The organism is Pontibacter pamirensis (assembly GCF_010015475.1).
In the GTDB taxonomy this organism is placed as follows: domain Bacteria; phylum Bacteroidota; class Bacteroidia; order Cytophagales; family Hymenobacteraceae; genus Pontibacter; species Pontibacter pamirensis.
The window spans coordinates 79,860-97,074 of record NZ_SSNI01000013.1 but is presented as its reverse complement, the minus strand read 5'-3'; the positions used below and the strand labels follow the sequence as shown (position 1 = coordinate 97,074).

Here is a 17,215-nt window from a genome sequence, read left to right as displayed (position 1 = left end):
ATAGTTATGCACCTGTATACCTACGATGGTACTTTTGAAGGGCTGCTAACAGTGGTGTTTGAGGCCTATGAGCGAAAAGCCTGGCCTGCCAGCATCGAGCAGGAGCAAGTGGCGCAGCCCATTATGTTCGGCGAAACCATTGCGGTAATAGCAGACGAGCAGAAGGCGCAGCGGGTATGGCAGGGGCTGCAGAAAAAGCTGTCAGCGGGAGCCTTGCAGGAGCTTTATTACACCTACCTTTGGGAGCAAGCGGGGTTTGATCGCATCATTTTCGACTACATCCGCTTGGTTTTCGAAACAAAAGAAAACATCGAAGGCAATTTTGCCGCGCCCTGTGTGCTGCAGATACAACAGGCGGCAAAGCAGGTGCACCGTGAGAAGCATCGCATGGAAGCTTTCGTGCGTTTCCAGAAAACGGCGGATGAGCTGTTTTACGCCACTATTTCCCCTGATTTTAACGTATTACCACTTATCCTGAATCACTTCCGGAAACGGTATGCGGATCAGCGCTGGGCCATTTATGACACCCGACGCCGCTATGGTATTTATTATGACCTGCACAACACCTCCTTCATAAAGTTAGAGCAACCGCTTCGGCAGGGTACAAATATGCCTGATGGGGTTATGGATGCGGAAGAAGACAAGTATCGACAGCTATGGCAGGTGTATTTCGACCATGTGAACATTCCGGAGCGAAAGAACCCAAAACTACACCTGCGCCACATCCCCAGGCGCTATTGGAAATATCTGTCTGAGAAGCAGCCCCAAGCGCTTCGTTAGCAGCTTCTTGTGCATCAACCTAGCATTTTGCACTAAAAAAAGAAAATAACTGCACTAGAGTTGCAACCATTTCCCCTAAAATACGTTCAATGTGATATATATTACTTTTAAGTTGTATTTGCAGGTAGAGGATCCGGGGGGAGAATATCGCTCCGTTCTTTACGTTGCGTAAAACATATCATGCACTATGAACACAAGGGTACGAAAGAAACTAATTCAAGTAGCCCGAGGTCGGGCGCACCTGATGTCCTTCCAAAATCTAATCTACGAGGCTGAACTCGGCCTGAATTTAGAAAACACCTACGAGAAGTCGATGCTGACAGAGGTAATCGACGAGATTTCAGAAAAAGAGCATGCTGCTGGCAGACCTTTGCTCAGCGCATTGGTGCGGGTGAAAGGACAGAAAAACCAAGGCGACAACTTTTTCAGGCTTTGTGAACGCCTCGGCTATGGCAGTTGGAAAGATTTGAAACGAAATCATAAATTTATCCAGGAGCAGCGGGAGGCTTGCCGCGAATTCTGGCAGGACGGTAAGAATTACAAGTCTTATCTGTAGCATAACATGAGGTTAAGCCTCTGAAAAATAAAGTAACTCCAAAAAGGTAGAGCGGTAGCAAAGTAACACTTAGGCTGCCGCTCTACCTTTTTTTGTGCCTTTTTGTCTTTCATCAAGAAAGCATTTTGTACGTAACATCAGTCAGTGAAAAATTTTACATACAGAACAAAATGCCTCGGAGCACACGTGCTCTGAGGCATTTTTTAGTTTAGACTAGTTCATGTCTGCTTACCACTATCTAATCTGAACAAGAGAGAAAAGCTGATAAAAGCTTGATTTAGCGTTTATTTATCAAATAAAATAAATATTTAATATTTAATTTTAATATATAAGGGAATATTACTTTATTGAGACAAGTTTAAAAGGAGAGCCTGCGGATGAACACTATAGCTTGTGCGCAAAGCTATCTTTTTGTGCTACAGAGACGCTTATTATCTATACCTATTTCAAATCACTAAATGCTTATCTATGAAAGCAAAAATTTCTACTAAACTTATTCTTTTATTTTCCTTCCTGGTATGCTGCTCCTGGTCGCAGGTGCGGGCACAGGCTGCTAAATTCGGCAATATTGATGAGGCAGAATTAACCATGCGTACTTATGAGAAAGACACCAGCGCAGCCGCAGTTATTTTGTCAGACTACGGTTATACTCATTTTAACCTGGTAAACGAACTGCAGGTGGTAACAGAGCGCCACATCCGCATTAAGATTTTAAAGAAATCCGGTTATGACTGGGCAAATTTTTCAGTGCCTTACTATGAGAACGGATCTACCCGTGACAGAGTGGGCGGCATAAAAGGATTTACTTATAACCTGGAGAACGGGAAAGTGCAGAAGGAGAAACTGAATTCTAAAACCGTTTTCGACGAGCAACGGAGTGAGTACTGGCATATGAAGAAATTCACCATGCCCAATGTAAAAGAAGGGTCTGTGATTGATGTGAGCTACGTTATTACGTCTGACAGGGTGTACAATATGCGTGAGTGGGAGTTTCAGGCAACTATCCCAACAGTATGGAGCGAGTACCGTGCGCGAATTCCACAATACTTCGATTATAAGTTCCAGATGCAGGGATACCATCCATTGCACCAAAGCGATAACCAGAGGCAGAATGGCAATGAAATGATTAACAACTCCTATGTGTGGGCGATGAAAGATGTGCCAGCTCTGAAGGAAGAGAAGTACATCACATCGCTGGGCGACTACCAGTCTAAAATTGAGTTTGAGCTGCAGCAGGTTAACATACCCGGAAGAGGCACTGAGGTGATGACCGGAAGCTGGAGCAAGGTAACAGATGACCTGCTCGGGGATTACTCTTTTGGCATTCAGCTAAACCGCAGCGGTTTCTTTAAAGAGGACCTTGCCGCTATCAGTGCAAAGTATAAGGAACCGGAGCAGCAGATGCAGGCTATTTTTGAACTGGTGAAGTCGCGGATGAAATGGAACGAGAAGTACGGCATCTATACAAGCAACCCAATCCGGAAAGCCTATGACCTGCGCCAGGGAAGCGCTGCAGAAATTAACCTGCTGCTGACCTCTATGCTGCTGGAGGCAGGCTTTGATGCGGGGCCGGTGCTGGTGAGTACCCGCGAGCACGGCCGTGTCATGACATCTTACTCCCCGATGATAAACAAATTCAACTATGTGATTGCGCATGTGCAGGTGGGAGGAAAGGAGTACCTGCTGGATGCCACAGAACCGTTGCTGCCTGCGGGTGTGCTTCCGTATCGCTGCCTGAATGGAAGTGGCCGCCTCATAAAGAAAGCGGACCAGCGTTGGGTAGAACTGACAGCGACTGCCTCTCTTACTAAATTATTCAACGCCACGATAACCATCAACGAACAGGGGGAGTTAACAGGTACTGGTCACGAGTCTGCTGGCGGGTACCGTGCACTCTACCTGCGCAAAACTATTCTAGACGAAGGGGAGAGCAAATATGCAGAGCGTATCGCCAAAGAAGTTGGTGATTTTAAGATGAGTAAGCCCGAAATTAAAAACCTGCGGGACATTAACAGTGCCCTTGATATTACTTATAATATCAGCGCCAGTGGCAGTGGCCAGGCCAACCATATCATTTACCTGAATCCGATGCTGGGGCAGGCAGAGACGGAGAATCCTTTTAAACTAAATGAGCGCCTGTATCCGGTTGACTTCGGTACGCCAATAGATGAAACTTATATCTGCCGCTTTACTATACCAGAGGGCTATGAATTAGATGAAGTTCCCAAGAGCCTTGTCGTGAACCTGCCTGAGAAAGGCGGCCGCTTCATGTACGTGGTGCAGCAGGAGGGAAGCAGCCTGCAGGTGATGAGCAAGGTGAATATCAACAAGCCCGTTTTCTTTGCACCAGAATATGCCTATCTAAAAGAGTTCTACAACCAGATAATTGCGAAGCAGGCGGAGCAGATTGTGCTGAAAAGAATCGCGGCAAATTAAGCCCGGCCGCAATAGCGATTTTTTTGATATTAAACTTATAACAGATTTTTATGCGCAAGAACTATATCTTTCTCTGGGTCTTGGTTAGCCTGCTGCTCCTGCAGTCACAAACAAAGGCGGGTAGCCAAAGCAGTGTTAACGAACCTTCAGAGGATACCAACATCATCATTCACTCAGAGGAAACCGTGTTTACTGTTGAATCACTTAAAAGTGGTACAACAAAATACAAGGTGTCTATCACCATCCTGAACAGTAACGGTAACCACAGGGCAAAGCAGTATGTGCATTACGATAAGTTGCGGAAGGTGCAGTATATTAAAGGTACTTCTTATGACAAGTCAGGCAAGAAAATAAAAGCTCTTAAGAACAAGGACATCACGGATGTAAGCGCCATAAGTAATTTTTCATTGTATGAAGATAACCGGGTGAAGATTGCGGACCTGACACATACCGTATACCCGTATACCGTAGAATTCGAATATGCGCTGTCATCGGAAAATCTGCTGTTTTACCCCATTTTTTATCCACAGGACGAAGAGCACCTGAAAGTGGAGAAGGCAACCTACGAGGTGCAGATGCCAGTAGGTATGAAACTGCGTTACCTCGAAAGTAACATGCCGCAGCCGGTTAAGAAAAGCACTACGGCCACCCACGAGGTATACAGTTGGCAGGTGCAAAATCTGGAGCCTATAGAAACGGAGCCTTACGGCCCTGAACTGGAAGAACTCGTGCCCGTAGTGCGTACAGCGCCAACTGATTTTGAGGTAGAAGGCTACAAAGGCAACATGGAGAGTTGGAAAAGCTATGGCTTATGGGTGGAGCAACTGAACAAAGGGCGTGATGTGCTGCCGGAGGCGACAAAGCAAAAATTGACTCAATTGACGGCCAGCGCCAAAACGCAGGAAGAAAAGGTGCGGATTGTGTATGACTACCTGCAGGGCAAAACACGCTATGTATCTATACAGTTAGGCATTGGTGGCTGGCAGCCCTTTGAGGCCAACTTTGTGGATAGCAAAGGCTACGGCGACTGCAAAGCCCTCACCAACTATACACAAGCCATGCTGAAAACAGTTGGTATAAACTCGTACCATGCCTTGATACGCGCTGGAAACGATGTGCCGGATATAAAGACTGATTTTCCGAGTAGCCAGTTTAACCACGTGGTGCTGTGTGTGCCAATGCCCAACGATACGCTCTGGCTGGAATGCACCAGTCAGACAGAGGCAGCCGGGTACTCCGGCAGCTTTACCGGCGGTCGTCATGCGCTGCTGATAACGCCTGAAGGAGGCAAGTTGGTAAAAACACCTGACTATGAAGCCGCTGACAATGCTCAGCTACGTCATATTAAAGTAAAGCTGAATGAGAAAGGCAGCGGCAGCGCGAGCGTGGTAACCCGCTACACGGGCATGCAGCAGGAGGCCCGCGACAAGGCCATTCAGAACCTGGAGCCTGAAGAGCAGCGCAAGTGGCTGTACCAGCAGGTGAAGATTCCAGCCTTCGAAATAGAGAAATATGGTTTTGCGCAACAGAAGGACAAACTGCCGGTTGTAACGGAGCAACTGGAGCTTAGCCTTCGCCAATGCGCCACTATCAGCGGCAAGCGCATGTTTGTTTCGCCTAACCTGATGAGCAAATGGACTTATGTGCCTAACCAGAAGGAAACGCGGCTAACGGAGGTCGTGCGTGGTATGGCTTTCCTGGATGTGGATACAGTGGAGTTTGAGTTGCCGATTGGCTATACGGTAGAGTATCTGCCCCAGGAAGTAGTGCATCAGTCTATTTTCGGGGAGTATAAAGCCTCTGTGAAAGTAGATGGCCAGCGGGTTGTTTACATGCGCAGCATGCAGATGGGGAAAGGCCGCTTCAAACCAGAGTCTTATGTGCAGTTGGTTTCTTTCCTCAACAGCGTTATTAAGTCTGATAGCCAGCAGGTGGTGTTCGTAAAGAACATCCCGTAGAGGCAGCAATACTAATCTGAACGTCTTAACCAAGCTTTAATTAAAGCTTAAGTTGTAAGAAATAAGTGGAATGCAGGCCTTTGAAAAAATTATTAATAATTTTTTCAAAGGCCTGCGTCTTTTCAGAGGTGGCTCCGTCATCAGGGTATAAATAGAAAAACACCTAAAAGAGCAAAAGCCATGAAAAGATTCCATGTAAACGTGCGCGTAGAGAACCTACAAGAGTCAACAGCGTTTTACACCGCCTTATTTGCCACAGCGCCTACTGTATTAAAAGAAGACTATGCCAAATGGATGCTGGAAGACCCACGCATCAACTTCGCCATTTCGCTGCACCCCGAGAACGCTGGAATCGAGCACTTGGGCATCCAGGTAGAAAGTGAGGAAGAACTGGCCGAGGTATACGGAAACCTGAAAAATGCAAAAGGCGCTATCCGGGAAGAGGGCAAATGCACCTGCTGCTATGCAAAGTCAGAGAAGTCGTGGATAACTGACCCGCAGGGCGTTGACTGGGAAGCATTTTATACGTTTGGTGAGGCAACTGTATACGGAGAAGGTGCCAACGCCAGAGCTGTAGCAGAAACAGTAAGCGCCTGATAGTAAACAAATAGTACATAGTAAAAGAGTAAATGAGCAACAGGTCTTGTATATTTATACCTGTTGCTCATTTACTCTTTCTGGCAATAGTTATGTAAATCAAGCTTATGCAGACCAAGCTTCTGAATTCAGTGCTGTTAACGGAGATGCAGCCTAAGCACTATCCACAGGTAAAAGAAATATATGAGTGGGGCATCGCTACCCGCCACGCTACTTTCGAGACAAAGGCGCCGGAGTGGGAGGCGTGGGATGCCAAACACCTGCCAAACTGCCGCCTGGTGGCCCTTACTGAGGACGGTGTAGCGGGCTGGACTGCGCTTACGCCTGTGTCAGGCAGGTGCGTGTACAGCGGAGTGGCTGAAGAAAGTGTGTATGTTCATCCGGATTTCAGGGGAAGAGGGATCGGCAAACTGCTGTTGAGCGAACTTGTGGAGCTATCGGAGGAGCAGGGTTTCTGGACGCTGCAGGCAGGTATATTCAAGGAAAACGAGGCAAGTATAAAACTGCACGAGCAATGCGGGTTCAGAGTAGTGGGCTACCGCGAAAAGCTGGGCCAGATGCACGGCGAGTGGCGTGATGTTTACCTGCTGGAAAGAAGAAGTAAAATTGTAGGTATATAAACAGGAACATGGAAAACTGCTGCATCAACCCTGAGCAAAATAAAGCTGCTGCCACAGATTCCTGTGCGGCCGTCGCGCCTGTATTTCTGGCTTACGAAGCACAACTGAGAGGCTTTGTGCTGAAGCGGGTGCAGGACAAAGAGGAGGCAAACGATATTCTACAGCAGCTTTACCTGAAGCTGTACAAGAACTGTGAGCAGTTGCAGGAGGTGCATAACCTAAAAGCCTGGCTCTACCAGATTACGCGCAACACGGTACATGATTTCTTCCGGGAGAGCAGCCGTCGCCAACCTTTAGGTGCCGAAACAGAGCTGCCAGAGGTGGAACTGCCTGGGCAGGAGCGCCACGAGGTGGAGGCCCTGGTGGAGCCGCTCATCAACCTGTTGCCACCAGAATACGCTGAGCCGCTCCGGCTGAGCGAACTAGAAGGCATCAGCCAGAAAGAGATAGCGGAACGGCTAGGTATTTCCTATTCCGGGGCAAAGTCCCGCATCCAGCGCGGCCGCGAGAAGCTGAAGCAGCTGTTCCTGGAGTGCTGCCATTTAGAAGTTGATAGGAGTGGTAAATTAATTAGTGCAGAAGTCCGAAATGATTGTGCTTCTCTACAAGATATGAGGAGCAAGTAAATGAACCTTTACTTGCTCCTCATTAGCAAGAAATCTATCGAAGTATTATTTTTCTTATTTTGAAGTTTCCGTACTCAGAAACATACAGTATACTATCGGAGGCTAAAGCTAAAGCTGCGGGCATGTAAAACTTTGCCTGTGTACCTGTTCCGTCAAGATCACCTTGTCTGCCGCCAGCCAAGGTTGTTACTTTGCCGTCCGGAGATATCTGCCGTATTTTATGATTCATCATATCAGAGACATATATTGTCCCGTCTGATGCTACGATTACATTCTGTGGCCTGAAGAACCTTGCTGCCTCCAAATCTCCATCAACATATCCTACCTCTATGCTGGAAAATGTAGTAACCACGCCTTCTGGTGTTATCTTTCTTATTCTGTTACTACCATCGGTTACATATAAATTGCCATCTGCTCCTGCAGTAATACCCATTGGAGCTGAGAATTTAGCCTGAGTTCCAGTTCCGTCTTCATATCCACTCTCGTTCCCCGCAAAAGTAGATACAGTGCCATCAGGAGCAATCTTTCTAATCCTGTTGTTATGATAATCAGTAACGAATAAGTTGCCATTAGGTGCTCTAGCTATGTTATACAGGCCTCTAAAGTCGGCTGTTGGTCCTAATCCATCAGCATATCCCCAAGACCTCCCTGCAAGGGTCCCAACTTCACCATCAGCATTAATTATCCGTATTTTATGATCATCACACACATAAAATATACCATTAGGGCCTAACACTATTCCGCTGGGAAGATTAAGTTGTGCAGCAGTACCTATCCCATCGGCGTGTCCCCGTGTACCTCCAACAAAAGTGGTAACTACCCCGTCTGGGGTAATCTTTCTTATTCTATTGTTTTCCTTGTCTGCGCCATACAGAGAGCCATCAGGAGCTACCGCTAGTTGTCTGATTTCTCTAAAGTGTGCATTTGTCCCCGTTCCATCAGCAAAGCCGCGTGTACCTCCTGCAAGAGTTGATACGATTGCTGTTGTCTCGTAATTAAATGCTGGACTTTCTGTAGTCTTTCCTTTTGTTTTAACTGTGAATTTACCGCTTCCCGCCCTTACAGGAATAGTAACAGTTAAACTAGTAGCGGTAGCGGCAGTAATCTTTGCAGGTTTATCGTTTATTGTAACCTCATTCTCATTAAGAGCAGTACTAAACCCAGTACCAGTTATTGTTACAGTGGTCCCAATAGGCCCGGTTTCAGGAGATATAGAAGAGACGGCTAAAGATACAGGTGAATCATCTTCTTTGTCGCATGATGTAAGAAGCAGCATTAACAGGAGTAGCAGGTATGCTTTAATCATATTATTATATATATATATGTATAGCAATGGTACAAGCAAATTCTTGGATTAGGAAGACAATTAGAGATCGCTTCAAAAATAAATTTGATTCTCATATCAGCTATTCTTCTCGTTGCACCTACCTGGATTAGGTAGGATAAAATAGATTTATTTTCCATTTATGAAGAGTAAGCTTTCTTGCAGAGGGGTGTATATAGTCAATGCTCTAGAAGCTGTTAAAACTTATACCGCACCTGTGCCTTTACATCTGACCTTCTGGGGCCTTCGATGGTGTCTAAGCCGGAACCGATAGTGTCTTGGTTGCGGTAATGCGTTATTCCGTACTTAATCCACACGTCCAGGTCTTGGAGCGGGCGGAACTGCAGTAATGCGTAGACGCGGGTGCCTTTGCCGCTGAATGCCGGGATAGAAAAGGCTCCCAATACATCGCGCTCATACGCATATTGGCGGGTATCATAACTGTCGGTGTCGAAGAGGGCGTAGCGGGTGCTGAGGCGAATTTTGTCAAAAGTAAAGTTTACATCCTGTGCAATCAGGTAACCGGTGCTCCGGGGTGATTCGTGGCTGTAGGTGCTAAACTGCACACGCGATTTCAGGTTAAGGGTGCGGGTGGGAGTGGTTTCAAAATAAACCAGGAAATTCCGACGATCCGTCTGTGCCACATAGTCTATATTGGTGGTGTTGTTCACGATGTTGCGCCCCTTGCTCTCATAGCGCATCTGTGCGTAAAGGCTGCTCTGGCGGTTGGGCCTGAAATATAGCCGCACCAGGTACTCATGACCATAGGAAGGAGCGTCCACGAGGTAGCGGAGCCACGGAAACCGAAAGCGGTCGTAATACGCCGTGATTTCCCATTTGGGCATAGGCCGAATTTTAATGCCGGTATAAAAGCCCTGCTCATTGATGTTGCGGGTGCCTTCGCCAAAGGCACTGCCATAGAAGGTGTGGAAGTTACGGGCATAATAGCGGTATAGCATCGACAGCTCTATGTTATTGGACAAATTAGCGATAAGGCCGTTTACACTGCCGGTGCCTCCGCTCTTGCTCATGGCTGTTTCCCCGAACAGGTATACGTTCTGCCAGGTATAGCTGTAGTTAGCACCAATGTTGTAGTTGCTGGTGCCGTTAAACTCAAATCGCTGGTAAGGTGCTCCGGCTTTTTGAATGGGAGAGCTATAGTGGATACCCATGGCGGTGATGCCCGCTGAGAAGGCTCTGTTATCGGACTTATAATAAGCGTTAGCGCCGTATACCTGCTCCCGTGCCTGGTGCTTGTTTGCCAACTCGGTAGGGGTGCGGTGGAAGCCAGTGGTTTGGATGCCTGTAAAAAAGTTGTTAAAGGTGCTTAGCGTGTCGGGTTGCGCCTGCAGGTTGGCATCTATTCGCTTATTGGAGTAAAAGCCGGTGACATCTATTTTGCCTGCGGTATAGGTAACGGCTGCTCCTCTCAAAAAAGCATATTCCAGCACAGAATTATAGGGCCTGATGCCCAGGTTTGGTCTGCTCACCGTGGTAATGGTTTCGCTGCCCTTGCCCACACTGTAGCCTGACGAGAGCAACAGACCCTGCCCAAACTGCAACTGGTAATCGCCAAGGGCTATTGTTTTAAACCGGCCTCTGTTGTAAAGCTGCAGGTGTGCCGTGTAATAATCGAACCCATAGCGGCGGGTGCCAGGCGACCAGGTGAATTCTTCTCCGGCGTCTTTCTCTGCCGTAATGCCAAAGCTGTAGTCGCGGGCGTGGCCTACACGGTAGCGTAAAAGCAATTTATTTGGGGAGCCAAGGTAGCGGGTAGTGGAGCGGCTGCTCGTATCCACTGGTGAATAGCCACGGCGCTGTTGCAATGTGCGCTCATAGCGGAGTGTCAGTGCGTTATTGTCTTCGCCGATTACCCGTTGCCACAGCGGCCTTTGGTCGGCCTGCAGCCCCGCATCCTGCACCCGCACAAACGGAAGCAACTGGTAAATAGTGAGCAGGTCGAAGTCTGGTATGGCCTGTAGTTCATAAATGCTGAGCAGTTTTCCATTCTGTTCCTGGTAATCAAAAAAGGAAGCTATCTGCGGGCGCGAAAGAAGGTAGAGCGAAGCCAGTTCCTCCGGCGTGGTATGGTTCAGGTCGATAGGGCGCTGGTAGTATTGGAAAAGGGTCTCATAGAAGTCTTCGTAGTTGATATTCTCATCGTCCTGCCTGGCGAAAAGCTCCTGCACCAGCAGGTCAAGGTCTATGTTCTGGCGCGCGTAATCCTGCGCCTGCAGCGGCAACATCAAGCATAAAGTAAACCAGCACAGCAGTAACCTTCGTACCATAGGCAATCCAGGGGTCGGTTTATACCAGCTGTATGGCTTCCATCACGATAGTTTACCATTCACTCCACCCTAAGCCCTCGTTTGCAACCGGTAATGACATTACTATATTTCAACTGTTAAATGTTACATGAAGCCGTTCAGGAGACTGCTTTCACTCAAAAAAGTGTATGACACAGGCTTAATCGCTACGCGCTACATCAAACTGATAAGAAACGGAAAGGTAGTGGCTGAGGCCGAGCAGGGTGGTGGAGCCGAGGGCATAATCTACCTGTAACTGCCGGGCTTTGAAACCAGCGCCAAAGGTAGCCTTGCGGGTAAGCGTGCTGAAGCCTGTTCGGAGTATGAACTGCTCCCGTAGTAAAGCATACTCGGCACCTGCCTTTAAGTCAGCGTCATGATCTACGTTTTTCTCTGTTTCTGCCGCTAGAAGCAACCTGCGCGTAGGGCGGTAAGATAGCCCCGCTTTCATAACGGTTGGTAAGCGCTCATCCTCAAAAGAAGCCAGCCTGGCTTGGTTCAAATTATAGGCAAATGCGCCAAAATACAGCTGGGGTACCACCTCACCCTGAACGCCCACCGATAGGGCTACTGCTTTTTGGCTGCCATACTCTTTCACTGCCACCTGCCATAGGTCCGCTTTCGCTCCCAAGCTAAATTGCCCTAGCTGATGCGCCATTCCTACTCCTATGTGCTGCTGGCTGAACAGGGCATCTCCAAATCTGCTCATGCTCAGGCCGTAGGTGCCGTACTTTTGTGTGGGGTAAACCGCCTGCAGGGCAATTGTGGTGAAAGCAAGTTCGTTGAAACGGTTTTCTGCATAAACACCCACAGCAGGTGCCTTCAGGCCGGCCATTCCTGCTGTATTGTTGCTCAGTGCCCATACATCAGAGAGCGTGACGGTGGCCTGCCCCATGCCTGCTGCCCGGGATCCAAAATTGCACTGCTCCTGCGCCTGTACCTGCTGCGTGAGGGTTGATATAAGGCAAAGTAAAAATGCGTGATAGTACTTCATGGGGCTCCGGGTTTTTAGAGTATTTCTGTGCGTGTATCCTGTGAAGTTGTTGTATAGGTGGTTTAAAGTATTTATGTATAGCTTTTTAGCTGTATTTCGGCTGTACGGAGATAGCTTTTAAAGGATATGATTACATAAGGTATGATGTATAATTTTTATAAAGTTATTAACTAAAGATTATAGTATATCCACATGGTTTTTAAGATAATTGGGAGTATGTTTTTTGATAATTGTATTATTGGAATACCATAGAAGTATGCTGAGAACGTAGATCAACTGAAATACAATGTTTGACAGTTAAATACAAGCTTATGAAAAAGGTTTTACTTCTGAGTCTGATGCTGGCTTTGCTCTTGCCACTGTTAGGCTATGCACAAACTACTGTTTCTGTCAAAGGTCGGGTGACCGAGGCAGAAACAGGACAGCCATTACCGGGAGTCGCGGTGTTGGTTGAGGGTACTACAATAGGCGTTACCACAGGAGCGAATGGTGAATATGCTATAGACGTTCCTATACCCGTAAATACAAAGGTTCTTCAGTTTAGGTATGTTGGTTATGGGGATGTGGAACGTGCCATCGGCAATTCTACTGTTGTAGATGCACAACTAGGTTTTGATTCAGAGCAACTAAGCGAGGTTGTTGTAACTGCATTTGGTATAGAGCGGGAAGAAAAGGCCTTAAGCTATTCTGTGCAACAGGTAACAGGCGAAGAGGTTAACAGGGCCAATCAGCCGAACGTAACAAACGCGCTGCAGGGTAAAGTAGCCGGTGTCATTGTGCGTCAGTCCAGCGGCTTGCCTGGCTCATCTTCCTCTATAACGATACGTGGAAACCGCTCCTTTACAGGGAACAACCAGCCGCTGTACGTGATAGATGGTATGCCTATTGAAAGCAACGCCATTCAACAGGCACCAGGCGGAGGAATTGGTATTGGAGGTGTGAGTGGTACAGATGCCTCTGCCCGTGCCCTCGACATCAACCCAAATGATATTGAGTCCATTTCTGTGCTCAAAGGAGGGGCCGCCGCTGCGCTGTATGGTGTTCGGGCCGCGAATGGTGTAGTACTTATTACAACAAAGAAAGGAAGGGGAGTCGGGCCCAATGAGAAAGCCCGTATCACATATACATCTGATTATTCTTTAGACCGTGTCTCAGTATTGCCGGACCTTCAGAGCACTTACGCCCAGGGTTCTGGTGGTAACTACAACCGTACCACATCACTTTCCTGGGGTCCTCGGATAGAGGGGCTGGGAACTATCACAAATGCCATTGAGGGGCAGGAGGAAGCCCGGGTGTATGAGAACGTAGAACCATTCTTCCAGACAGGGCATACGTTTACGAATAATATTACAGTGGCCAACAATGGCGAAATAGGTAACTATGCCGTATCATTAGGCTATACTGACCAGGAAGGTGTCATCCCAACAACTGGTATGAATCGATTCAATGGTAAAGTAGCCGGTGATTTCAAGGCGGGTGCGAAAGTAAACATCGGAGCATCCATCAATTATTCAGACACCCATATCGACAAAGTGCCGGGAGGTTCCAACCTGTCAAATCCGCTCTTTACGCTTTATGCAGCACCCAGAACGTTCGACCTGTGGGGCCTGCCTTTCGCAGACCCAGACGATCCTTTCAGTCAGGTTAACTACCGGGGTAACATTGATAACCCAAGATGGTCGCTGGCAAACAACCGGTTTTATGAAGATACCCGCCGTGTAATTAGCTCTGCCAACATCAACTATAAGCCACTCGACTGGATTACGGTGAATTACAGATTAGGAAATGACTTCTTCGTGACGGATGGAAAAGAGGTGTATGAGTTAGGTTCTGGTTTTACAGGCGGTTTTACAAGCCCACCATCAGGAGGCCAGATCAATGATTATAGCTATATACAAAACCAGATCAACTCTAACCTCTCTGTTATCTTTAACCGCGAGGTCTCAGAAGACCTGAACGTGAACCTGCTTGTTGGTAACGAAATATACAATATCTATAACCGGCTCATCAACAACACCGGTTATGGCATCGCACAGGGAGGCTTCGGCAATATAAGCAACACAACTGTGCAGACAACCTCTGAGACAATAACTGAAAGAAGAGTAGCTGGTATTTATGCAAACGCAGAAGTTGGCTTCAGAAATTATCTGTTCGTGAACGCTTCGGCCCGGCAGGACTGGGTATCTAACCTTGCCCGGGGAAATCGCAGTTTCTTCTATCCATCTGTTGGGGTAAGTCTGGCTTTTACGGATGCGCTTGAAATGGATAACGAGATTCTGAACTTCGGTAAGCTAAGAGCTTCCTACGCAGAGGCTGGTCAGGCGCCAGATCTGGCCTATATTACCAGAAATATATTTGTGCAGGGTGGCGCTGGTTCCGGCTTCCTGAACGATGATATACAGTTCCCTTTCAACAGCACCATCGGCTATTCCTTAAGTGATATCTACCGCACAGCAAACCTACGGCCGCAAAATACCAGAACCATTGAGTTTGGGGGTGATTTCAGGTTCTTTGATAACCGCTTTTCTTTAGATTATACCTACTATGTGCAGACAACAGAGGACCAGATTTTCAATGTGCCGGTGTCGCCTGCCACAGGCTTTACAGACGAATTTAGAAACGCAGGTGAACTGGAAACGACAGGGCATGAGTTAGTCGCAACAGTTGTACCTCTCCGGACCGAAGACTTTGAATGGGCTATCACCACAAACTTTACCTCTTACAGAAATGAGGTGATAGAATTGGCTGAAGGCGTGGAAAACATCTTCCTGGGTGGTTTCGTGACGCCGAACATTAGAGCAGAGGCCGGTGCCCGTTACCCGATTATCTTTGGTACCTCTTATGTGAGAGACGATGCTGGAAACATTGTGGTAGACAGTCGTGAGACGGTTAACGATAACCCGAACCCTTATTATGGCATGCCCTTAGTAGGGCCGGCGCAGAATATTGGCAATGTGCAGCCGGATTTTGAGATGACCTTTACCAACACCATTACCTATGGGGGCTTTAGCTTGGCAGCACAGTTGGACTGGAGAAAAGGCGGAAATATGTATGCAGGTAATACCAGACTGCTGAAACTGTATGGTATGGCTGAGCTTACGGAAGACCGTGAGACGCCAACGGTGTTTGGAGGTTCTCAAGGCTTCTTCGATAATGATGGCAACCTTGTTGTAGAGGGCCCTAACGATATACCCGTTGTACAAGGCCAGACCTTCTGGTCTAACAGAATGGATGCCATTACCGAATCTAATGTGTACTCCACAAGTTTCGTTCGACTGCGGGAAGTGGCTTTAAACTATACACTGCCAACAACGCTGCTGGGAGACTCCTTTATTAAAAGTGCTTCTATTGTCTTAACAGGCCGGAACCTGTTCCTAATCACAGACTATCCAAACTTTGACCCGGAGACCAGTGTGGGCGGTGGCGGTAACTTTCAGGGCCTGGAGTACATGACCCTGCCACAGACAAGAAGCTTTGGTGCCGGTATAAGAGTAACATTTTAATTGAAAGAGACTACAGATATGAAAAAATACAGATTCTTACACTTCCTGCTAGCAGTGGGCCTTGTATTAGGTAGTGCTGCCTGCGACGAAGATACATTAGACGAAATAGACACAAACCCGAACAGCCCGGAAGATGTATCGGTAAGCCTCCTGATGCCGCAGGTAACCATGGCCGTTCCTACTGCTGTAACAGGGGTAGACTTAGCTTGGTATTCTTCTGCTTTTGTGCAGCATACGGCAGGCGTGCACGGGCAGATACAGGACGCCGACCGTCGTTCAGGGCTTGAAGACGCCACGCTGCTAAACAACGTGTGGAGCACCATTTACGCCACTGTACTTCCTGACTTGGATGCTATTATCCGAAAAGGATCTGAAGGTGGGGATGAAGCCGGCAACTGGACACATGTGGGAATTGCAAAGGTACTAAAAGCCTATACATTATCAACAGCCACTGATGCCTGGGGACCGGTGCCAGCAAGTGAGGCTGGCCAGGGCATAGAGAACCGACAGCCAACTTTTGATGCACAACAGGAAGTGTATAACCAAATCCAGACGCTGTTAGACGAAGCTATTGCTGACTTAGATAAAGAGGCGGCGACTAACCCAGGGGCGCAAGACTTCATATACGGAGGGGATGCATCTCTTTGGATGAAAGCAGCTTACTCGCTCAAAGCAAGGTATTGGATGAGATTATCCAATGTGAATAGTGCTGCAGCTCAAAATGCACTTGATGCAGCTGAACAGGGCTTTGAGAGTGCGGCAGATAACTTTACCTTTAACCAGTATGTAGCGTCTGCCATTGGTGAGCACCCGTGGTTTCAGGAGCTAAATGACCGTAGCCACCATGCAGTCAGTGAATCATTTGTAGAAACACTGCTAGAACTGAATGATCCACGCTTAGAAGCAATGGTCGCGATAGTTCCTGATTCAGGGAGAATTATCGGAGCACCAAACGCGACGCAAGACAATGACCAGCGGAGCGTTCTGTTTTCAGATGTAACGACTATGGTGCTAAACCCCACCTCTCCTATGCCGATGATGACCTACGATGAGTTACAGTTCATCATGGCGGAAGCATACCTGCGGTTAGGCAATACAGATGAGGCCTATGATGCTTATCAAGAGGGTATACGGGCAGCCATGCTTCGGCAGCTCGATCCAAATCCTTCTGAAGAGGTCATTTCTGAATACCTGTCAAACCCGGCTTTGCCACAGTCGGCTGGTGCCTTAACGTTGGAGAACATCATTCGCCAGAAGTGGATTGCTTTCTTCTACTTCCAGCCGTTTGAAGCCTATAACGATTGGAGAAGAACCGGTTTTCCTGCCTTCATTGACGATCACCTCATCTCTCCACCACCTGTACGCTTTCCTTATCCACAGGATGAGATTGATGCAAACGAAGCGCAGGTACCAGACATAAGAGGGAATCAAATCTTTACCAATCCTATCTGGTGGATGGATGGCGAAGAGGAAGTCTGAGTTGTTTAAGCATAAAGAGAAGAGCCCGGCAAACTT

General features: G+C 47.7%; 12 protein-coding genes. 9 read left to right on the top strand and 3 right to left on the bottom strand.

The window, feature by feature from the left end:
- Nucleotides 1-6: 6 nt before the first annotated feature.
- The 7 genes from E1919_RS12685 to sigZ all read left to right on the top strand — a co-directional run bounded on the left by E1919_RS12685 (nt 7) and on the right by sigZ (nt 7,573).
- Nucleotides 7-780: a TIGR03915 family putative DNA repair protein gene (locus E1919_RS12685; protein ID WP_162053775.1), complete on the top strand. Its 774-nt coding sequence runs from the start codon at nt 7-9 to the stop codon at nt 778-780.
- A 187-nt stretch (nt 781-967) separates the two neighbouring features.
- Entirely contained in the window at nt 968-1,336 is a 369-nt protein-coding gene (locus tag E1919_RS12680; RefSeq protein ID WP_237144322.1) for a hypothetical protein, read from the top strand.
- A gap of 468 nt (nt 1,337-1,804) precedes the next feature.
- Entirely contained in the window at nt 1,805-3,772 is a 1,968-nt protein-coding gene (locus E1919_RS12675) for a DUF3857 domain-containing protein (protein WP_162053774.1), read from the top strand.
- A 50-nt stretch (nt 3,773-3,822) separates the two neighbouring features.
- The gene (locus E1919_RS12670) at nt 3,823-5,730 is read left to right on the top strand and encodes a DUF3857 domain-containing protein (RefSeq protein ID WP_162053773.1); all 1,908 of its coding nucleotides are present in this window, start codon (nt 3,823-3,825) and stop codon (nt 5,728-5,730) included.
- 180 nt (nt 5,731-5,910) lie between these two features.
- Nucleotides 5,911-6,327, top strand: a complete 417-nt coding sequence (locus E1919_RS12665) for an ArsI/CadI family heavy metal resistance metalloenzyme (protein WP_162053772.1) — start codon at nt 5,911-5,913, stop codon at nt 6,325-6,327.
- A 107-nt stretch (nt 6,328-6,434) separates the two neighbouring features.
- Nucleotides 6,435-6,947: a GNAT family N-acetyltransferase gene (locus E1919_RS12660; RefSeq protein WP_162053771.1), complete on the top strand. Its 513-nt coding sequence runs from the start codon at nt 6,435-6,437 to the stop codon at nt 6,945-6,947.
- Nucleotides 6,948-6,955: 8 nt separating this feature from the next.
- A complete protein-coding gene (gene sigZ / locus E1919_RS12655) occupies nt 6,956-7,573 on the top strand; it encodes an RNA polymerase sigma factor SigZ (RefSeq protein ID WP_162053770.1) in 618 nt (205 codons plus the stop codon).
- Nucleotides 7,574-7,607: 34 nt separating this feature from the next.
- Here sigZ and E1919_RS12650 read toward each other — a convergent pair whose 3' ends face one another.
- The 3 genes from E1919_RS12650 to E1919_RS12640 form a co-directional block, all read right to left on the bottom strand.
- Nucleotides 7,608-8,879, bottom strand: coding sequence for an IPT/TIG domain-containing protein (locus tag E1919_RS12650; RefSeq protein ID WP_162053769.1), 1,272 nt, complete (start codon nt 8,877-8,879; stop codon nt 7,608-7,610).
- A 215-nt stretch (nt 8,880-9,094) separates the two neighbouring features.
- Complete coding sequence (locus E1919_RS12645) at nt 9,095-11,185, bottom strand: ComEA family DNA-binding protein (RefSeq protein ID WP_162053768.1); 2,091 nt, start codon at nt 11,183-11,185, stop codon at nt 9,095-9,097.
- 178 nt (nt 11,186-11,363) lie between these two features.
- The gene (locus E1919_RS12640) at nt 11,364-12,197 is read right to left on the bottom strand and encodes a PorV/PorQ family protein (protein WP_162053767.1); all 834 of its coding nucleotides are present in this window, start codon (nt 12,195-12,197) and stop codon (nt 11,364-11,366) included.
- A gap of 311 nt (nt 12,198-12,508) precedes the next feature.
- On the opposite strand from E1919_RS12640, the gene E1919_RS12635 reads away from it, so the two are divergent.
- Together E1919_RS12635 and E1919_RS12630 are read left to right on the top strand one after the other, a co-directional pair.
- Nucleotides 12,509-15,700 (top strand): SusC/RagA family TonB-linked outer membrane protein, encoded by a 3,192-nt coding sequence (locus E1919_RS12635; protein ID WP_162053766.1) that lies wholly within the window; start codon nt 12,509-12,511, stop codon nt 15,698-15,700.
- Nucleotides 15,701-15,718: 18 nt separating this feature from the next.
- Nucleotides 15,719-17,179, top strand: a complete 1,461-nt coding sequence (locus E1919_RS12630; RefSeq protein WP_162053765.1) for a SusD/RagB family nutrient-binding outer membrane lipoprotein — start codon at nt 15,719-15,721, stop codon at nt 17,177-17,179.
- Nucleotides 17,180-17,215 lie beyond the last annotated feature (36 nt).